This is a genomic window from Pseudomonas sp. 50_B (assembly GCF_017491625.1).
In the GTDB taxonomy this organism is placed as follows: domain Bacteria; phylum Pseudomonadota; class Gammaproteobacteria; order Pseudomonadales; family Pseudomonadaceae; genus Aquipseudomonas; species Aquipseudomonas danubii.
Window position 1 is genome coordinate 1 of the sequence record NZ_JAFGYX010000023.1, and the last position, 16,278, is coordinate 16,278.

General features: G+C 67.4%; 4 protein-coding genes. All 4 read left to right on the plus strand.

Going from position 1 to position 16,278, the window contains the following annotated elements; genetic code table 11:
• On the plus strand, positions 1-511 hold a 511-nt coding region (locus J5M73_RS25285; protein ID WP_207816326.1), incomplete at its 5' end, for a type II secretion system F family protein.
• A gap of 543 nt (positions 512-1,054) precedes the next feature.
• Entirely contained in the window at positions 1,055-2,212 is a 1,158-nt protein-coding gene (locus tag J5M73_RS25290) for a substrate-binding domain-containing protein (RefSeq protein WP_115580195.1), read from the plus strand.
• A 151-nt stretch (positions 2,213-2,363) separates the two neighbouring features.
• Positions 2,364-3,524 carry a substrate-binding domain-containing protein gene (locus J5M73_RS25295; RefSeq protein WP_102863340.1) on the plus strand — a complete coding sequence of 387 codons (1,161 nt, stop codon included), beginning with the start codon at positions 2,364-2,366 and terminating at the stop codon, positions 3,522-3,524.
• A 335-nt stretch (positions 3,525-3,859) separates the two neighbouring features.
• On the plus strand, positions 3,860-16,240 hold the full coding sequence (locus J5M73_RS25300) for a filamentous haemagglutinin family protein (RefSeq protein ID WP_207816329.1): 12,381 nt from the start codon (positions 3,860-3,862) through the stop codon (positions 16,238-16,240).
• Positions 16,241-16,278 lie beyond the last annotated feature (38 nt).

A 16,278-nucleotide genomic window follows, 5' to 3' on the forward strand; every position in this document is an offset into this window, starting at 1 on the left:
CTGGGGGTGGCGGCTGTACCTGCGCAATCCCCGGGCACGCTTGAGCTGGCACAGCCGGATTCTGCGCCTGCCGCTGTTCGGGCGTTTTGTCCTGGGGTTGAACACCGCGCGTTTCGCCTCGACCCTGGCGATTCTCAGTGGCGCCGGGGTGCCGCTGCTGCGGGCCCTGGACGCGGCGCGCCAGACCCTGTCCAACGACCGCCTGAGCCAGAGCGTCAGCGAGGCCACGGCCAAGGTGCGCGAGGGGGCCAACCTAGCGGCTGCGCTGCGGGTGGAGAAAGTCTTCCCGCCGGTGCTGATCCACTTGATCGCCAGTGGTGAAAAGACCGGGGCCTTGCCGCCGATGCTGGAGCGGGCGGCCCTGACCCTGTCGCGGGATATCGAACGCCGGGCCATGGGTATGACCGCGTTGCTCGAACCGCTGATGATCGTGGTCATGGGGGGTGTGGTGCTGGTGATCGTGATGGCGGTGATGCTGCCGATCATCGAGATCAACCAGCTGGTGACCTGAACCGCACATCCCGACCTGACCTGACCGCGTCCGGTCCGGTCCGTAGGCGCTGGCTTGCCAGCGAAGGCGTCGGCCCCGGCGATGCAGGTCTCGCGAGCCCCTTCGCCGGCAAGCCGGCTCCTACGAGGGGCGTAGCGAAGGTGTGCTCCGAAGCGCAGGGCAGGGCAGCCAGAAAATTTCACGCGGCCTGCCTCACTCCCGACCTGGCAATCGGCCAAGCTCGGGTTCCTTGTTCTGTCATGTTCCGGCGCTGTCTGCACCCGCTTCGGCGCTTGCAGAGCGATGCCGGCGCCAGCTCGGACAGACTGGCGCTCAGCGACCCGGGAAAGGCCCGGAAAACGGCGCCAAACACCCGAGAATCTTTTGCCAAAACAGTCGGTTTCTCCCGAGGTTTTTTCCTTTATCTGTCACCGGAAGCTGCGAACTTCTCTCTCCATGGCCTCACCCCTCAAGCCCTCTGGATCAAGGCTTCTGGCCCGAGTGCCATGGCGTCATGCAAGAGCTATTCACCCAACGTACGAACACGACGAAAGGAGATTCTTCATGTTTAAGCGCAACGTTCTCGCGGCATCCCTGACCCTGGCTGCCCTGTGCTCGGCACAGGCTGCTCTGGCTGATATCAACGGCGGTGGCGCCACCCTGCCACAACCGCTGTACCAGACCGCTGGCGTACTGACCGCCGGCTTCGCTCCCTACATCGGCGTAGGCAGCGGCAACGGCAAGGCTGCCTTCCTGAACAACGACTACACCAAGTTCGTGGCCGGCACTACCGGCAAGAACGTGCACTGGGCGGGTAGCGACTCCAAGCTCAGCGCTGCTGAGTTGAGCGCCTACGCCACCGGTCACGAAGCGGCCTGGGGCAAACTGATCCAGGTGCCTTCGGTGGCCACCTCGGTAGCCATTCCGTTCAACAAGGCCGGCACTGCTGCGGTCAACCTGAGCGTCAATGACCTGTGCGGCGTGTTCTCCGGCCGTGTTTCCGACTGGAGCCAGATCGCCGGTTCAGGCCGTACTGGCACCATCACCGTGGTTTACCGCAACGAAAGCAGCGGCACCACCGAGCTGTTCACCCGCTTCCTGAACGCCAAATGCGCCGAGACCGGCACCTTCGGCGTGACCACCAACTTCGCTACCAGCTACACCGGTGGCCTGCCTGCCGGCGCTGTGGCCGCTGTGGGCAGCCAAGGCGTGATGGATGCCCTGAACGCCGGCGACGGCCGCATCACCTACATGAGCCCGGACTACGCCGCGCCGAGCCTGGCCGGTCTGGACGACGCCACCAAGGTGGCCAAGGTGGCCGGCGTTTCGCCTGCACCTGCCAACGTTTCCGCCGCCATCGGTGGCGTTCCGGTTCCAGCTGCGGCCGATCGCGGCAATCCGGACAAGTGGGTACCTGTCTTCGGCAAGGCCGGCGCAACCGGCACCGTGCCTTATCCCGATACTGGCTACCCAATCCTGGGCTTCACCAACCTGATCTTCAGCCAGTGCTATGCCGACGCCACTCAGAGCGGCCAGGTGCGTGACTTCTTCGCCCGTCACTACGGCGCGACCACCAACAACGACGCGGCCATCACCGCCAACCGTTTCGTACCACTGCCTACCGCTTGGAAAACCGCGATCCGCACCACCTTCGTGACCGCTTCCAACACCCTGAGCATCGGCAACACCAACGTCTGCAACAACATCGGTCGTCCGCTGTAACGGCGAACCCCACCGAGCGGCAACACCCGATCAGCAACGGTTTCGGCCGTTGCTGATTTTTTTCATCCAGCATCTGTTCAGAGCGCGCATCCAGCGGGCTTACGCCCTCCGAACGGCCAGTGACATCACCGGATAGGACAGGAGTCTTGTCATGCCCAAAGCTCAATGGTTGATCGCTTCACTGTTATACGGCGCGTTCTGCGTCCAGCAGGCCCAGGCGGATATCAACGGTGGAGGCTCGACCTTTACCCGGCCGCTGTATCAGACCGCCGGGGTGTTGACCGCGGGGTTTGCGCCCTACATTGGCGCGGATCAGGGCCGGGACAAGGTGGCTTTTCTACAGAACAACTACAGCGTGCTGGTGCCTGGCGCAGCCCCCAAGACCGTGCACTGGGTGGCCAGTGAGTCGAGGCTGAGCGCGGTGGAACTGAGCAACTACGCCTTGGCCTATCAGGCGCAGTTCGGCAAGCTGATCCAGGTGCCTTCGGCAGCCACGAGCGTTGCAATTCCGTTCAACAAGCCCGGCAGCCATGAACTGGACCTGAGCATCGACACCTTGTGTGGGGTGTTCTCGGGGCGTCTGTCCCGCTGGGAGTGGATCCAGGGTTCCGCACGTAGCGGCCCGATCACCGTGGTTTATCCCAAAGGTAGCAGCGGCTTCACCGAGCTGTTCACGCGTTTCCTGAATGCCAAGTGCAATGAAACCGGGACCTTTGCCGTGACCACCTACTTTGATTCCAGCTATTCGGGCGGGCTGCCGGCCGGCGCGCTGGCGGCCAATAGCGGTGACGCCATCATGACGGCGGTGAATGCCTGGGATGGCGCCATCACCTTCATGAGCCCGGCCCTTGCGGCACCGACCCTGGCCGGTCTGGATGACGGGAACAAGGTGGCCAGGATTACCGGCGTCTCGCCGGCGCCGGCCAACATTGTCAATGCCATCAATAGCGTTGCGCTGCCTCCCATCGCCGAGCGCAGTAACCCGGACAAGTGGGTGCCGGTGTTCGGCAGGAACTGGGAACAGGGCGTCTTGCCTTATCCGCAGAGTGGCTATCCGATCCTGGGCTACACCAACCTGATCTTCAGCCAGTGCTATGCCGATGCCACTCAAAGCAATCAGGTCCGTGACTTCTTGGCTCGCCACTATGGCGCGCTTGAGGCTCGAAACAATGACCAGGCAATCAGGGCTCAGGGCATGCTGCCCTTGCACCCGTCCTGGAAAGCCGCCGTGCGTTCCAACTTCCTGAGCGCCACCAATGCCTTGAGCATCGGCAATCCCAACGTCTGCAACGGCATCGGCCGGCCACTGTGAGCGGGCTCCGGCAGCGGCTTGGGCCGTTGCCGGAGCCCAACGTCGCCTGCATTACACCCGCTAGATGAATTTTTCGTGACATCCGTTCGGTCGCGCTCCGCGCCAACGGCCTATCCCCTAAAGCAGTGACGCGTGCCCTGGGCCCTAGGCTCTGTACGAAAAGATTTGAGACGAAGGTCAGGCAAGGCGAAAACGGTCGAGGAAGCGGAGTTTACGGGTTGTAAATGAGCATTCCGAGACCGTTTTCAACGCAGCATCACCGAGTATCAAGGCTTTTCGTACAAAGCCTACAAGCGTCGCGCTCCCGTGGGCGTCATAACAAAGGATGAGTAGTCATGGTTCGCTGCAAACCACCGGTCAAATCCCCAGCCCAGCGCCTTGATGGCGAGTTGCCGAGCCTGCGGCTCAAGCCCCTGGCCCAGGCCATTGCCTTGCTGATGGTGGCGGGCAGTGCCCATGGCGCCACGGCCTTCAGTTCCGGCTGGTTCGCCGCCAAGGGCGCGTCCCAGGCCGCCACCGCTGCGCGCACCAACGGCCAGGTGCCGGGGATTCCGTCGTTGTCCCAGCAGACCCGGGCCAACCAGCAGTTGCAGCGTTCCTTGAGCAATCTCAACGCCAGCGTCGCCGCCATTGCCGCCCAGCAGGCGGCCCAGGCCGCAGCACGTCAGGCGGCCTTTGGTACGGTGAGCCAGATTCCCGATGGCCTCGGCCAGGGCGGGCTCAAGGTCGACAACAGCCTGGCCCAGGGCTGGATCAACGCCAAGGGGCCGGTGCAGAGCCAGTCCGGCGGCAAGACCACGGTGACCATCGAACAGACCGCCGACAAAGCCATCCTCAACTGGGAGACCTTCAACGTCGGGCGCAACACCACCGTGGATTTTCAGCAGCAGTCCAACTGGGCGCTGCTGAACAAGGTCAATGACCCCAACGGTCGGCCCAGCGAGATCCAGGGCCAGATCAAGGGCGCCGGCACGGTGATGATCATGAACCGCAACGGAGTGATCTTCAGCGGCACCAGCCAGGTCAACGTGCGCAACCTGGTGGCGGCTGCGGCCACCATCAGCGACGAGCAGTTCACCAAGCAAGGCCTCTATGTGGACGCCAACGGCACCCAGCCGACCTTCACCGATGCCCTGGGCAAGGTCCAGGTGCAGCGCGGCGCGCTGATCCAGACCCACCCGGCAGCCAGCTCCACCGAGTCTGGCGGCTACGCCTTGCTGCTGGGGTCGGAAGTGGAAAACGCCGGCACCATTGTCACCGCCAAGGGCCAGACCACCCTGGCGGCCGGCGACAGTTTCTACATCCGCCGCGGGGTCGGCACCAGCGGCAACCAACACTCGACGACACGGGGCAACGAGGTCGCCACCTCGCTCAAGCCCGGCAGCACGGCGGGCACGGTCAGCAACACTGGCCTGATCATGGCGTCCACCGGCGACATCACCCTGACCGGGCACCGGGTGCAACAGAACGGCGTGGCCCTGGCCAGCACCTCGGTGGACACCCGCGGCACCATCCATTTGCTCAACGCCGCCAGCGACAGCACCGGCAGCGTGACCCTGGGGCAGGGCAGCACCACCGCGATCCTGCTGGACAGCAGTGGCAACACCGCCCTGGACAGCCAGCGCAACAATGGCCTGATCAACCTCGACGGCACCCCGACCAACCTGATCAGCGGGCCGTTCAACAACTTGAGCAGCGTGGCCGACCGCAGCGACCAGTCGCGGGTGGAGATCGTCAGCGGCGGCACCGTGGATTTTCAGAACGGCTCCATCACCCTGGCCACCGGTGGCCAGGTGGCGGTCAGTGCCGGGCAGCGCAGCCTGGTGCGCGACGGTGCGGTGATCGACGTGGCCGGCGCGGTCGGGGTCAAGGTGGCGATGGAGTCCAACACCATCAAGATCAACGTCCAGGGCAACGAGCAGCGCGACTCGGCGGGCAACCGCGACAGCGGCCAGTTGATCAACAACGACGTCTGGGTCGACCTGCGCGAGCTGGTGTTCGTTCCGGCCGGTACCAACGGCTATGCCACTGATCGCTGGTACACCGCCGGCGGCCTGCTGGAAGTGGGCGGCTACCTGGGCACCCAGGGCCACAACATTGGCGAGTGGATGGCCCAGGGCGGCACCCTGACCTTCACCGGCAAGGAGGTGGTGACCCAGTCCGGGGCCCAGTTGAACCTGTCCGGCGGCACCGTCGATGTGCAGGCCGGCTATATTCAGCAGACCTGGCTCAAGGGCGTTGACGGGCGCCTGTACGAGCTGTCCCGAGCCCCGGGGGATTTGCTCTACACCGGCATCTACAAAGGCTACGTGGACAGCAGCCCGCGCTGGGGCCGCACCGATTACTACTACAACCCGCTGATCGCCCAGCAGCGCCGCTACGAGGCCGGCTACAGCGTCGGCCGCGACGCCGGCAAGCTGGTGATCGGCACCGGCAACGCAGTGCTTGAAGGCCAGCTGGTCAGCGAAGTGTTCAAGGGCGACCGCCAGACCCAGGCGCCCAACGTCAACCTCGACGGCTACCAGCAATCGCACAAGGCCGCGGCCCAGCGCGCGCAACTGATCATTGGCAACTACACGCCGATCTACAACAAGGCCAGCGGCACCCTGCGCTATGCCCTGAGCCCGACCGTGGACAAGGTGCTGATCGAGGCCAACCAGCAGCAGATTGCCGCCGGCCTGGACCTCGCCACAGCCCTGCCGGCCAACCGCCAGGGCCAGCTGGTGCTCGACAGCGACACCCTCAACGGCTTCCAGTTGGGGGCGATCAAGGTCGGCGCCAAACAGCAGATTCAGGTCAACGGCGCGCTGCAGGTGGCGCACGGTGGCGATATCACCCTGTTCGGGCCAGAGGTCCAGCTCAACGCCAACCTCACGGCCCACGGCGGCAGCATCAACGCCGGCAACGTGCTGAACCAGGTGGATGTGAACCGCAACTTCGTGGTCGGCGATGTGATCCTCGCGCCCAGCGGCGGCGCCCAGGCCCGGGTCAAGGTGGCCGATGGAGTCAAGCTGGATGTCAGCGGACGCTGGAGCAACCTGGCCCTGGACCCGTCGGACAGCAGCGGCCTGGCCTTTATCAACGGTGGCAAGCTGTCGTTGCGCAGCAGCGGCGACCTCAACCTGGGCAACGGCACCCTGGTGGATGCCAGCTCCGGCGCCAGCCTCGGCTATGACGGCAAGGCCAGCGGTGGCAAGGGCGGCGACGTGACCCTGGCCGCCGACGGCCAGCTCGACCTCAAGGGCGAGCTGCGCGGCCATGGAGTCAACGGTGGCGGCACCCTGGCCCTGCAGGCGCACAAGGTGCTGATCGGCGCCAAGGACGTGGCCCCGCCAGCCGGAACCTTGCAACTGGCGGGGGACTTCTTCAACAAGGGTTTCGGTGCCTACGACATCACCGGCAATGAAGGCCTGACGGTGGCCGACGGCGCCCAGGTCGAGGTCAAGATGCCGGTCTACCGCCTCGCTGCCCAGGCTGGCAGCAGTGCCACTGGCAGCGATCCGGCCAGCGTTCTGCAGCCCTGGCTGCCGGACCTGTACCAGCAAGACGCGGCCAAGGGCGTGCTGACCCAGCGCCGTGGCGCCGGGTTGACCCTGAGCGCCGGCAATCAGTACTCCACGGCGGCCCAGTTGGCCACCACGGCGTTGTCCGTGGGGCAGGGCGCGGTGATCAGTGTCGACCCGGGGCAGGCCATCAACCTGCGCAGCGTCGGTCAACTGACGATGAACGGCACCCTCAATGCCTGGGGCGGCAGCGTCAGCCTCGATGGTTTGACGGTGGCCAGTTCCGAGGCCGCCAATGCCGCCGGCCACGGGCGTTCGATCTGGGTCGGCGAGCAGGCGCTGATCGACGTGGCGGCGCGGGCGGTGAGCGCGGTGGACAACCGTGGCCGTCATTACGGTCAGGTGCGCAATGGCGGCAAGATCGCCATCGGCGGCGAGATCGACCTGGCCAGCGGCATTGCCAAGGCCAGCGACCTGTTTGTGGTGGTGCGCGACGGTGCGCGTCTTGACGCTTCCGGGGCCCAGGCGGCCCTGGACATTCCCGGCCAGGGCCGGGTGCAGGTGGCCAGCAACGGTGGCAGCATCAGCTTCGCTTCCAACAACGGCCTGTACCTGGACGGCCGCTTCGTCGCCCGGGCCGGGGGCGCCGGCGCGGCGGGGGGCACCTTGTCCCTGGCCCTGGAAAGCCCGTACTACATCAAGAACGCGGTCAACGACCGGGTGCTCAAGGCGCGGGAGCTGGTGCTCAGCCAGGTCCACCAGGGCAGTGGGCTAGCGGCCAGTGCCGACGCCGCAGCCGCCAGCCTGGAGTACGGTCATGGCCGCCTCGGGGTGGATCAGGTCACGGCCGGCGGTTTTGACAATCTGGCGCTACTGAGCAACGGCCTGCTGAGCTTCGACGGCGATGTGTCGCTGAACATGGGCCAGAGCCTGCGCCTGTACAGCGGCGCGCTGAACCTGAGCGAGAGTGCCGCGGCCAACGCCCGGGTCAATCTGTCGGCGCCCTACCTGTTGCTGGCGGGCATCCTTGCGCCACTGGAGGCCAAGGATCAGTACCTGCGCCCGGTGTCCACCGGGACGCCATCGCAACGGGGCACCCAGGCGCAGTTCAATGCCAGCGCCAACCTGATCGATGTGCGCGGCAACGTGGTGTTCGGCAGCAAGGGCACCTTGCGCCAGGCCGACAACAGCCTGCTGAACGTCGAGCGCCGTGGCTTCGACCATGTGCAACTGACCAGCCAGGGCGATATGCGTTTCCTCGCCGGGGCCGGTGTCGATGTGATCGCCAAGGGCATCAGCACCCAGCTGCTGACCCAGGGCGACATGACCCTGCGGGCCGCGCAGTTGTACCCGGCCACCGAGGTCGGGGCCCGGGTGATTGCCGGTTACCTCAACGATATCTCCGGCACCCGCATCAACTTCGACCCCAGCCGTACCCTGACCATCGGCCGCACCGGAAATGGCGACCCGGCGGTGCCGTACTCGGCCTTCGGCCGCCTGCAACTGGGTGCGGCCAGCATCAAGCAGGGCGGGGTGATTCGTGCGCCCCTGGGCCTGATCGAGATCGGCAACCTGGGCGCCAGTCAGGTGGAGTTGCTGCCCGGCAGCCTGACCTCGGTCAGCGGCAAGGGCCTGGTATTGCCTTACGGCGGCACCGTCGACGGTCAGGTCTACAAGTACAACGGCAAGACCGTGACCTTCCTCGGCCAGGGCGCCCTGGTGAATGAGAACAGCGACCTGAGCGTCGGGGTGATCCTCGGGGGCCAGTCGGTGCAGGTGCAACCCAATGCCACCGTGGACCTGTCCGGTGGCGGCGAGCTGCTGGGGGCCGGGTTCATTTCCGGGCGCGGCGGTTCCACCGATGCGCGCTACAGCCCGCTGGTGCAGATCGGCGCCAACGGCAGCTTCATCCTGCCGGGCCTGGGCAGCAACCCGATCTACGCCATCGTCCCCGGGGCACAGCCGGGCTATGCGCCGGTGGCACCGGAAGGCGGCGCGGTGGACCCGTTGATCGGCCAGCAGATCACCATCGGCAGTGGCGTGCCGGGGCTGGCGGCGGGCACCTACACCCTGATGCCGTCCACCTATGCGCTGATGCCGGGGGCCTTTCGCGTCGAAATCAACGGCTTGGCCGGGCTTGGCAGCGAAAGCGCGGCCCAGCAGCTGCGCAATGGCTCCTGGTCCACCGCCGGGCGCCTGTCGATCGCCAACACCGGGATCAGCAACAGCGTGGCCAGCCAGTTGATCCTGACCTCGGCCGATACCCTGCGGCGCTATTCCCAGTACAACGAAACCGGCTACGCCCAGTTCGCCCTGGCCGATGCGGCGCGCCTCGGAGTGCCCCGGCCGATGCTGCCGGTGGACGCCAAGACCCTGAAGCTGGCGCTGCAAACGGGGGCCGGGGCGCAGGCCTTCTCCTTCCGCGGCATCGGTCGTTTCGACGCCGCCCAGGGCGGCTACGGCGGCACCGTGGCGATCTTGAACATGGGCAGCGGCGGCATTGAAGTGGTGGCCGCCGGCAAGTCGGCCACCAGCGGCTTCAGCGGCGTCACCCTGGACGCGGACAGCCTCAATACCCTGGGCGCGGCGCGGCTGATGCTCGGTGGCCTGACGCTGGTCAAGTACGGCCAGGGCGGCAACTACATCACCCTGGCCGAAGGCATCAACGCGCCCAAGGGCTCCATCACCTTGCGCGAAGGCGTGACCCTGGCCGCGCCGGAAGTGTTCCTGGTGAGCAACAGCGGCGAGATCGTCCTGGAGCAGGGCGCCTCCATCAACACCCTGGGTCGCGGCAAGGCCAGCTATGACGCCCGGGACGGCTTCACCTACCAGGTGGCCAATATGCTGGCGGTGTCCAATGGCCTGCTCAATGTCATCAGCAAGGTCCAGGCCGGCGGGCAAAGCAGCGGCGGCATCAAGGTCGGTTCCTGCGCCAGCGCGCCCTGCAGCGGGCAGACCGCGCTGTATTCCGAAGGCAGCATCGTCGCCCTGACTGACAACACCTTCGAACTGGGTGATCAGGTGCGCTACGGCACCCGTCACCTGAACCTGGGCCTGAACAACATCAATGTCGGCAGCCCCGAAGCCCTGGCGGCCGCGGCGGCGGGCAACCGCCTGCCCAGTGGCATGACCCTGACCCAGCAAGTGCTGGATCGCCTGCTGCGCGGCGACACCCAGTTCGGCGCGCCGGCCCTGGAGACCCTGCAGCTCTCGGCGCGGGACGGTTTCAACTTCTACGGCAGCGCCACCCTGGACACCTACGACCCGCTGACCGGCAAGTCGCTGCTGAGCAACCTGATGCTCTCCACTCCGGCAATCTACGGCGCGGGCGGGGCCAATGACGTGGCCAGCATCCACACCGCCAACCTGATCTGGCAGGGCGCGGTGACCCCGGCCGGGGCGGTGGTGGCCGGAGGGGCCGGGACCGGCAGCGGGCGTCTGCAGATTGACGCCGAGCGCATCGAGTTCGGCTACGGCGCCTTCGCCCAGCCCAGCACCACCCAGAACTTCGACCGCCTGGCCCTGGGCTTTGCCAACGTCAACCTGAATGCCAGCCAGCGCATCACCGCCAACCACAAGGGCAGCCTGGCGGTCTACCAGAGCCAGGGCGCCTTCGACCCGCTCAGCGGCTTTGCCTACAGTGGCGGCAACCTGAATATCCTCACCCCGCTGATGACTGGCGAGGCCGGCTCGGTGAACCGCATCAGCGCCGGTGGCGCCATCGACATCGGTGCCTCGGCGGGCCCCCGTGGCGCGGCCAATGGCCAGGGCGCGGAACTGTCCCTGCAGGGCGACAGCATCCGTCTGGCCAGCGCCGTGGTCCTGCCCAGCGGCAAGGTGACCCTGGGCGCCCGTGGCGATGTGCTGCTGACCGACGCGGCGCGGGTCGATGTGGCCGGTCGCGCCATCGCGTTCAACGACCTGACCCGATACGGCGCCGGCGGCGAAGTGTTGCTGCAAAGCCGCAGCGGCAACGTGCTGCAGGCGGCCGGCTCGACCATTGATCTTTCGGCCAGCCACAACCAGGCCGGCAAGCTGCGGGTGGTGGCGCTGGACAGCGCGGCCGGGCGGGTCGACCTGGCGGGCAGCATCCTCGGCGGCAGCAGTGGCCAGTACGATGCCGGCGGCACCCTGGTGCCGTTCCTCCGCGGCGCGGTGGAAATCCAGGCCCAGCACCTGGGCAGCAGCGGCAGCCTGGACGAGCAGTTCGCCGCCCTCAACCAGCGCCTGAACCAGGGGCAGGTCTTTGGCGCCCGCAGCTTCCAGCTCAAGCAGGGCGACCTGACCATTGGCGACGGGGTCAAGGCCAGCAGCATCAACGTCTCGCTGGACCATGGCAGCCTGCGGGTCAGCGGGCGGGTGGACGCCAGTGGCGCTCGGGTCGGCAGCATCAACCTGGCGGCCAGCCAGGGCCTGACCCTGGACAGCGGCGCGCTGCTGGACGCCCACGGCAGCACGCTGCGGGTCGACAGCTTCGGCAAGATCATCGACTCGCCGAACCGCGCCAGCGTGGTCCTGAGCTCGGGCCAGGGCCGCCTGACCCTGGCCGACGGCGCGCGCATCGACCTGCGCCACGGCACCGATGTGGCGTCGGGCAGCGCCCCGGGGCAGAACGACGGCCGCAGCCGCGGCACCCTGGAATTGAACGCGCCGCGCATCGTCCAGGCGGACCAGAGCAGCAATGACATCGACATCGATGCCCGTGGCCGCCTGGCTATCCAGGGCGCGCGCTCGATCGCGGTCAACGGCATGATCAGCTACGACGATGCCCCGGAAAAAACCGACGCCACCGCCAGCGGGCGCCCTTACCAGGAGATCACCCAGGCCTACCTGGAGGCCAAGCACCTGCAAAGCACCGCCTTTATCAACGCTGCGCTGCAGAACAACGACCTGCTGCACAACAAGCTGGCCGGCCTGAACAACGCCACCTACGCCGATGCCTTGCACCTGCGGCCCGGGGTGCAGATCGTCAGCAAGACCGCCGACGGCGACCTGGTGGTGCAGGGCGACCTGGACCTGTCCGGCTACCGTTACGCCAGCCTCAACCCCCACACCCAGAAGGACGACAACGTCTACGGCTCCGGTGAAGTGGGCAGCCTGAGCCTGCGCGCCGGTGGCGACCTGAACGTCTACGGCAGCATCAACGATGGTTTCGCGCCGCCGCCGGGCACCGATGACGACAATGGCTGGATTTTGCGGGCCGGCATCGACTTCACCGGTGGCGATATCGTGATTCCGGGGGGCGGCCTGTCCCTGGCCGACGGCACCCTGTTCCCTGGGGGCAGCACCCTCAACTACGACTTGCCGATCAAGGCCCTGACGCTGCCGCAGGGCACGCGCCTGCCGGTGGCGGCGACCCTCAGCGAGAGCCTGGTGCTGCCGGCGGGCACGGTGCTGGCCGCCGCGGTGCGCGACAGCAACGGTACGCTGCTGTTCGCCGCCGGCACCCTGTTGAACCAGAGCCTGACCCTGAACCCGGGCAGCGTGCTGGAGGCCGGCACCCTGCTGACCGCCAATACCGCGGTGAATGCCCTGACCTGGCCCAAGGGCGTGCCCCTGCCGGGCGTTGCCGGGGCGCGTAACCTGGTGGTGCTCGACGGTGGCAAAGAGCTGTCCCGTGGGGCGCTGATTCCTTCGGGCACCGATATCAAGCTGCCGGGCGGGGTGGCCTCGGTGCTGTTGCGGCCGGTAAACGGCGGGCGCCAGGGCAAGCTCTGGGCCATCGCGCCGATGCTGACAGAGGGCGCACAGTCCTGGTCCCTGCGCCTGGTGGCCGGGGCCGACACCGCGGCGGCCGACAGCCGCGTGCTGCAGAGCCAGCCCACGGCCGGCAACCTGCACCTGGCGGACAGCCATTACGGGATGTTCGGTCAGGCGCAGTATGTCTGGACCGAAGAGGGCTCCCTGGACTTCTTCGGCGACGACAGCATGGTCGGCCAGCCGGTCAACTTCGACGAGTTCGGTGACCCTGCGCTGTGCGACAACACCCCCAGCTACTGCGCCGTCGGCGACTCCTACGCCCTGGTGCCCAGCAGCACCCGGTTCAGCGTCGTGCGCACCGGTGCCGCCGACCTCGACCTGCTGGCGGCGGGCAACCTGAGCATGGATTCGCTGTTCGGCGTGTACACCGCCGGCACCTCCTCCAGCGCCACCTCGGCCAGCGATCCCTACAACCTGGCGCGGGGAGGCAACGGCCATAAAGTGCTGAACAACGTCGCCGGCGGCTACGAGTCCCTGGTGGACGGTGGCGCCAGCAGTGTCTACCGGGCCTGGTACCCGGACGGCGGCGGCAACCTGCGGATCAAGGTCGGGGCGAACCTCGGCGGCAACATCGTGACCCTGCCCAACCAACTGCCCCCGGGCCGCCCGGTGGCCAGCGACACCGGCAACGACTCCAGCAACGTGGGCAACTGGCTGTGGCGCCAGGGCAACGACCTGAGCGGCGGCGTGGAGCGGGACACGGCCTGGTGGATCAACTTCGGCACCTACACCGCCAACAGCGCCGGCGGTGCCGATCAGATGGTCGGCTTCACCGGCTTCGGCACCCTGGGCGGCGGCAACCTGGAGGTCGAGGTCGGCGGTGATGCCGGTGCCCTGGCGCCCATGGCGGCGCCGGTCTACGCCAGCTACGTCAACCCGCGCAGCACCGGGCTGATCCTGGCGGTGGGCAGCACCGGCCGGGTGGCCGCCGATGGCAGCCGGCAAGTGACCGGCGGTGGCGACCTGACCCTGCGCGTCGGCGGGCAGGTCAACCCCTACAGCCAGGTCGGCTTTGGCGTGTTCAACGGCGCCCTGGTGAACCTGCGCGGCCATGCGCAACTGAGCAGCGCAGCCCTGGGCAGCCTGGATCTGCACTACGGCGCCCAGGCGGCGGACCAGAGCCGCAGCGAAACCCGGGCCTTCGAGCCGCAGCGGGCGACCCTGGCGGTGGCCGCAGGCGGCATGACCCTGATGCCGGGCGATGCCACCTTCAGCCTGTCGACCCGTGGCGACCTGGTGCTGCAGACCGTGGCCGACCCCGGGCGCGCGCCCCTGGCCAATGGCTGGGCCTACCAGGGCGCCAGCGGGGCCACCGGTATCGGCCAGAGCTGGTTCTCCCTGTGGACCGAGCGCAGCGCCATCGACCTGTACTCGGCCGGGGGCAACCTCACGCCGTTGACCAGGGGCACGGAAACCGACATGGCCACCGTCTACCCGCCGACCCTGCGCGCCGTGGCGGCCAGCGGCAGCCTCTACTACGGCCAATCCAGCCTGTATGAGGCGGGGGCGGCGGTGGTTCCGGCGGCACTGGTGCTGGCGCCTTCGCTGTACGGTCAGTTGCAGCTGCTGGCCGGTGACTCGATCTACGGTGGCGAGTTGACCGTCAGCCGCTCCAGCGCTTCGGCGCAGGCGCTGGCGACCCCCGAGCACCCAGCCTTCATGGCCACCAGCGCGACCCTGGAAGGGATTCCCCTGGCGGCCAGCGGCAATCTCTCCGCCGATGGCAACCGGGCCCGCGGCGGGGTGTTCCCGCTGTTTGCCTTCGGTCCCAACACGGCGACCAACCAGTGGGCGGGCAACACCGAGCCGTCGCGGTTCTATGCCATCAACGGCGACTTGCTGGGGGTCAGCAGCGGCCGCGTCCTGACCCTCACCACGGCGTCCGACCCACGCCTGGGGCAGACCTACTATGAAGGCGGTGGCGCAGTCTGGATGAAGGCCGGCCAGGACATCGTCAGCAGCGGCACCGGTCTTGGCGGGGCCAAGGGCGGCAACAGCACCTATGGCGAATACACCTTCAGCGGCAACCTGTTCGTGCAGCACAACCCCAGCGACATCTCCATCGCCAGTGCCGGGCGCGACATTCTCTACAGCAGCTTCAACGTTGCCGGCCCCGGGACCCTGGAGCTGACTGCGGGGCGCAACATCCTCATGGAAGACCGGGTCAGCGTCACCAGCCTCGGCGCCGTGGCGGCGGGGGACAGCCGTCCCGGGGCGAGCATCGTGATGCAGGCCGGGGTCGGTGCCAGCGGCCCGGATTATCGACGCTTTGTCGAAGCCTATCTGGACCCGAGCCGCCTGGCTCAGCCTGGCGAAAGCCTGTCAGCGGGCAAGGTGGCCAAGACCTACGAGGGTGAGCTGCTGGACTGGCTGGCGCAGCGCTTCGGCTTTGTCGGCGACAGCGCCCAGGCCCGGGCCTACTACGCGGCCTTGCCGGCGGAGCAGCAGCGGGTGTTTGCCCGGGATGTGTATTTTGCCGAGCTCAAGGCCGCCGGCCGCGAGTACACCCAGGACGGCGGGATACGCCAGGGCAGCTACGCCCGGGGTCGGGCGGCGATTGCCGGGCTGTTCCCGAGTACCGATGTGGCCGGCAACCCGATCACCTACAAGGGCGATATCACCCTGTTCGGCGGCGCCGGGGTGCACACCGATTTCGGCGGCAATATTCAGATGCTGACCCCGGGCGGCCACCAGACCTTCGGCATCGAAGGCACCGCGCCGCCGGCCTCGGCCGGGGTCATCACCCAGGGCGCGGGGGACATCCAGCTGTACTCCCTGGGCAGCATCCTCCTGGGCCAGAGCCGGATCATGACCACCTTCGGCGGCTCGATCATGGGCTGGTCGGCGGCGGGCGACATCAACGCCGGCCGGGGCTCCAAGACCACCGTGGTCTACACCCCGCCCAAGCGGGTCTACGACACCTGGGGCAACGTCAGCCTGTCACCGTCGGTGCCCAGCACCGGGGCCGGGATCGCCACCCTCAACCCGATTCCCGAGGTGGCGGCCGGCGACATCGACCTGATCGCACCCCTGGGCACCATCGATGCCGGCGAGGCGGGTATCCGGGTCTCGGGCAACGTCAATATCGCCGCACTGCGGGTGGTCAACGCGGCGAACATCCAGACCCAGGGCAAGTCGTCCGGGGTGCCGGTCACGGCGGCGGTCAATACCGGCGCCATGAGCTCGGCCAGTGCCGCGGGTTCGGCGGCGTCCCAGGCAGCGGAGGAGGCGGCGCGCAATCAGCAGGCGGCAGCCAGGCAGGGCCGGGCGTCCATCGTCACCGTGGAAGTGCTGGGCTTTGGTTCCGAACCGGTGCAACGCCAGCGTGAAGAAGCCAGCCGCGCCCCGGGCTACAACCCCGACAGCCCAGTGCAGGTACTGGGGGCCGGGCCCTTGAGCGAACAGGCCCGGGCGCGCCTGACCGATGAGGAGCGTGGGCAACTGACGCTGTAAGGTGCTCTCGTGGTAGCAAGGTGTGGGATGAAGGTGCT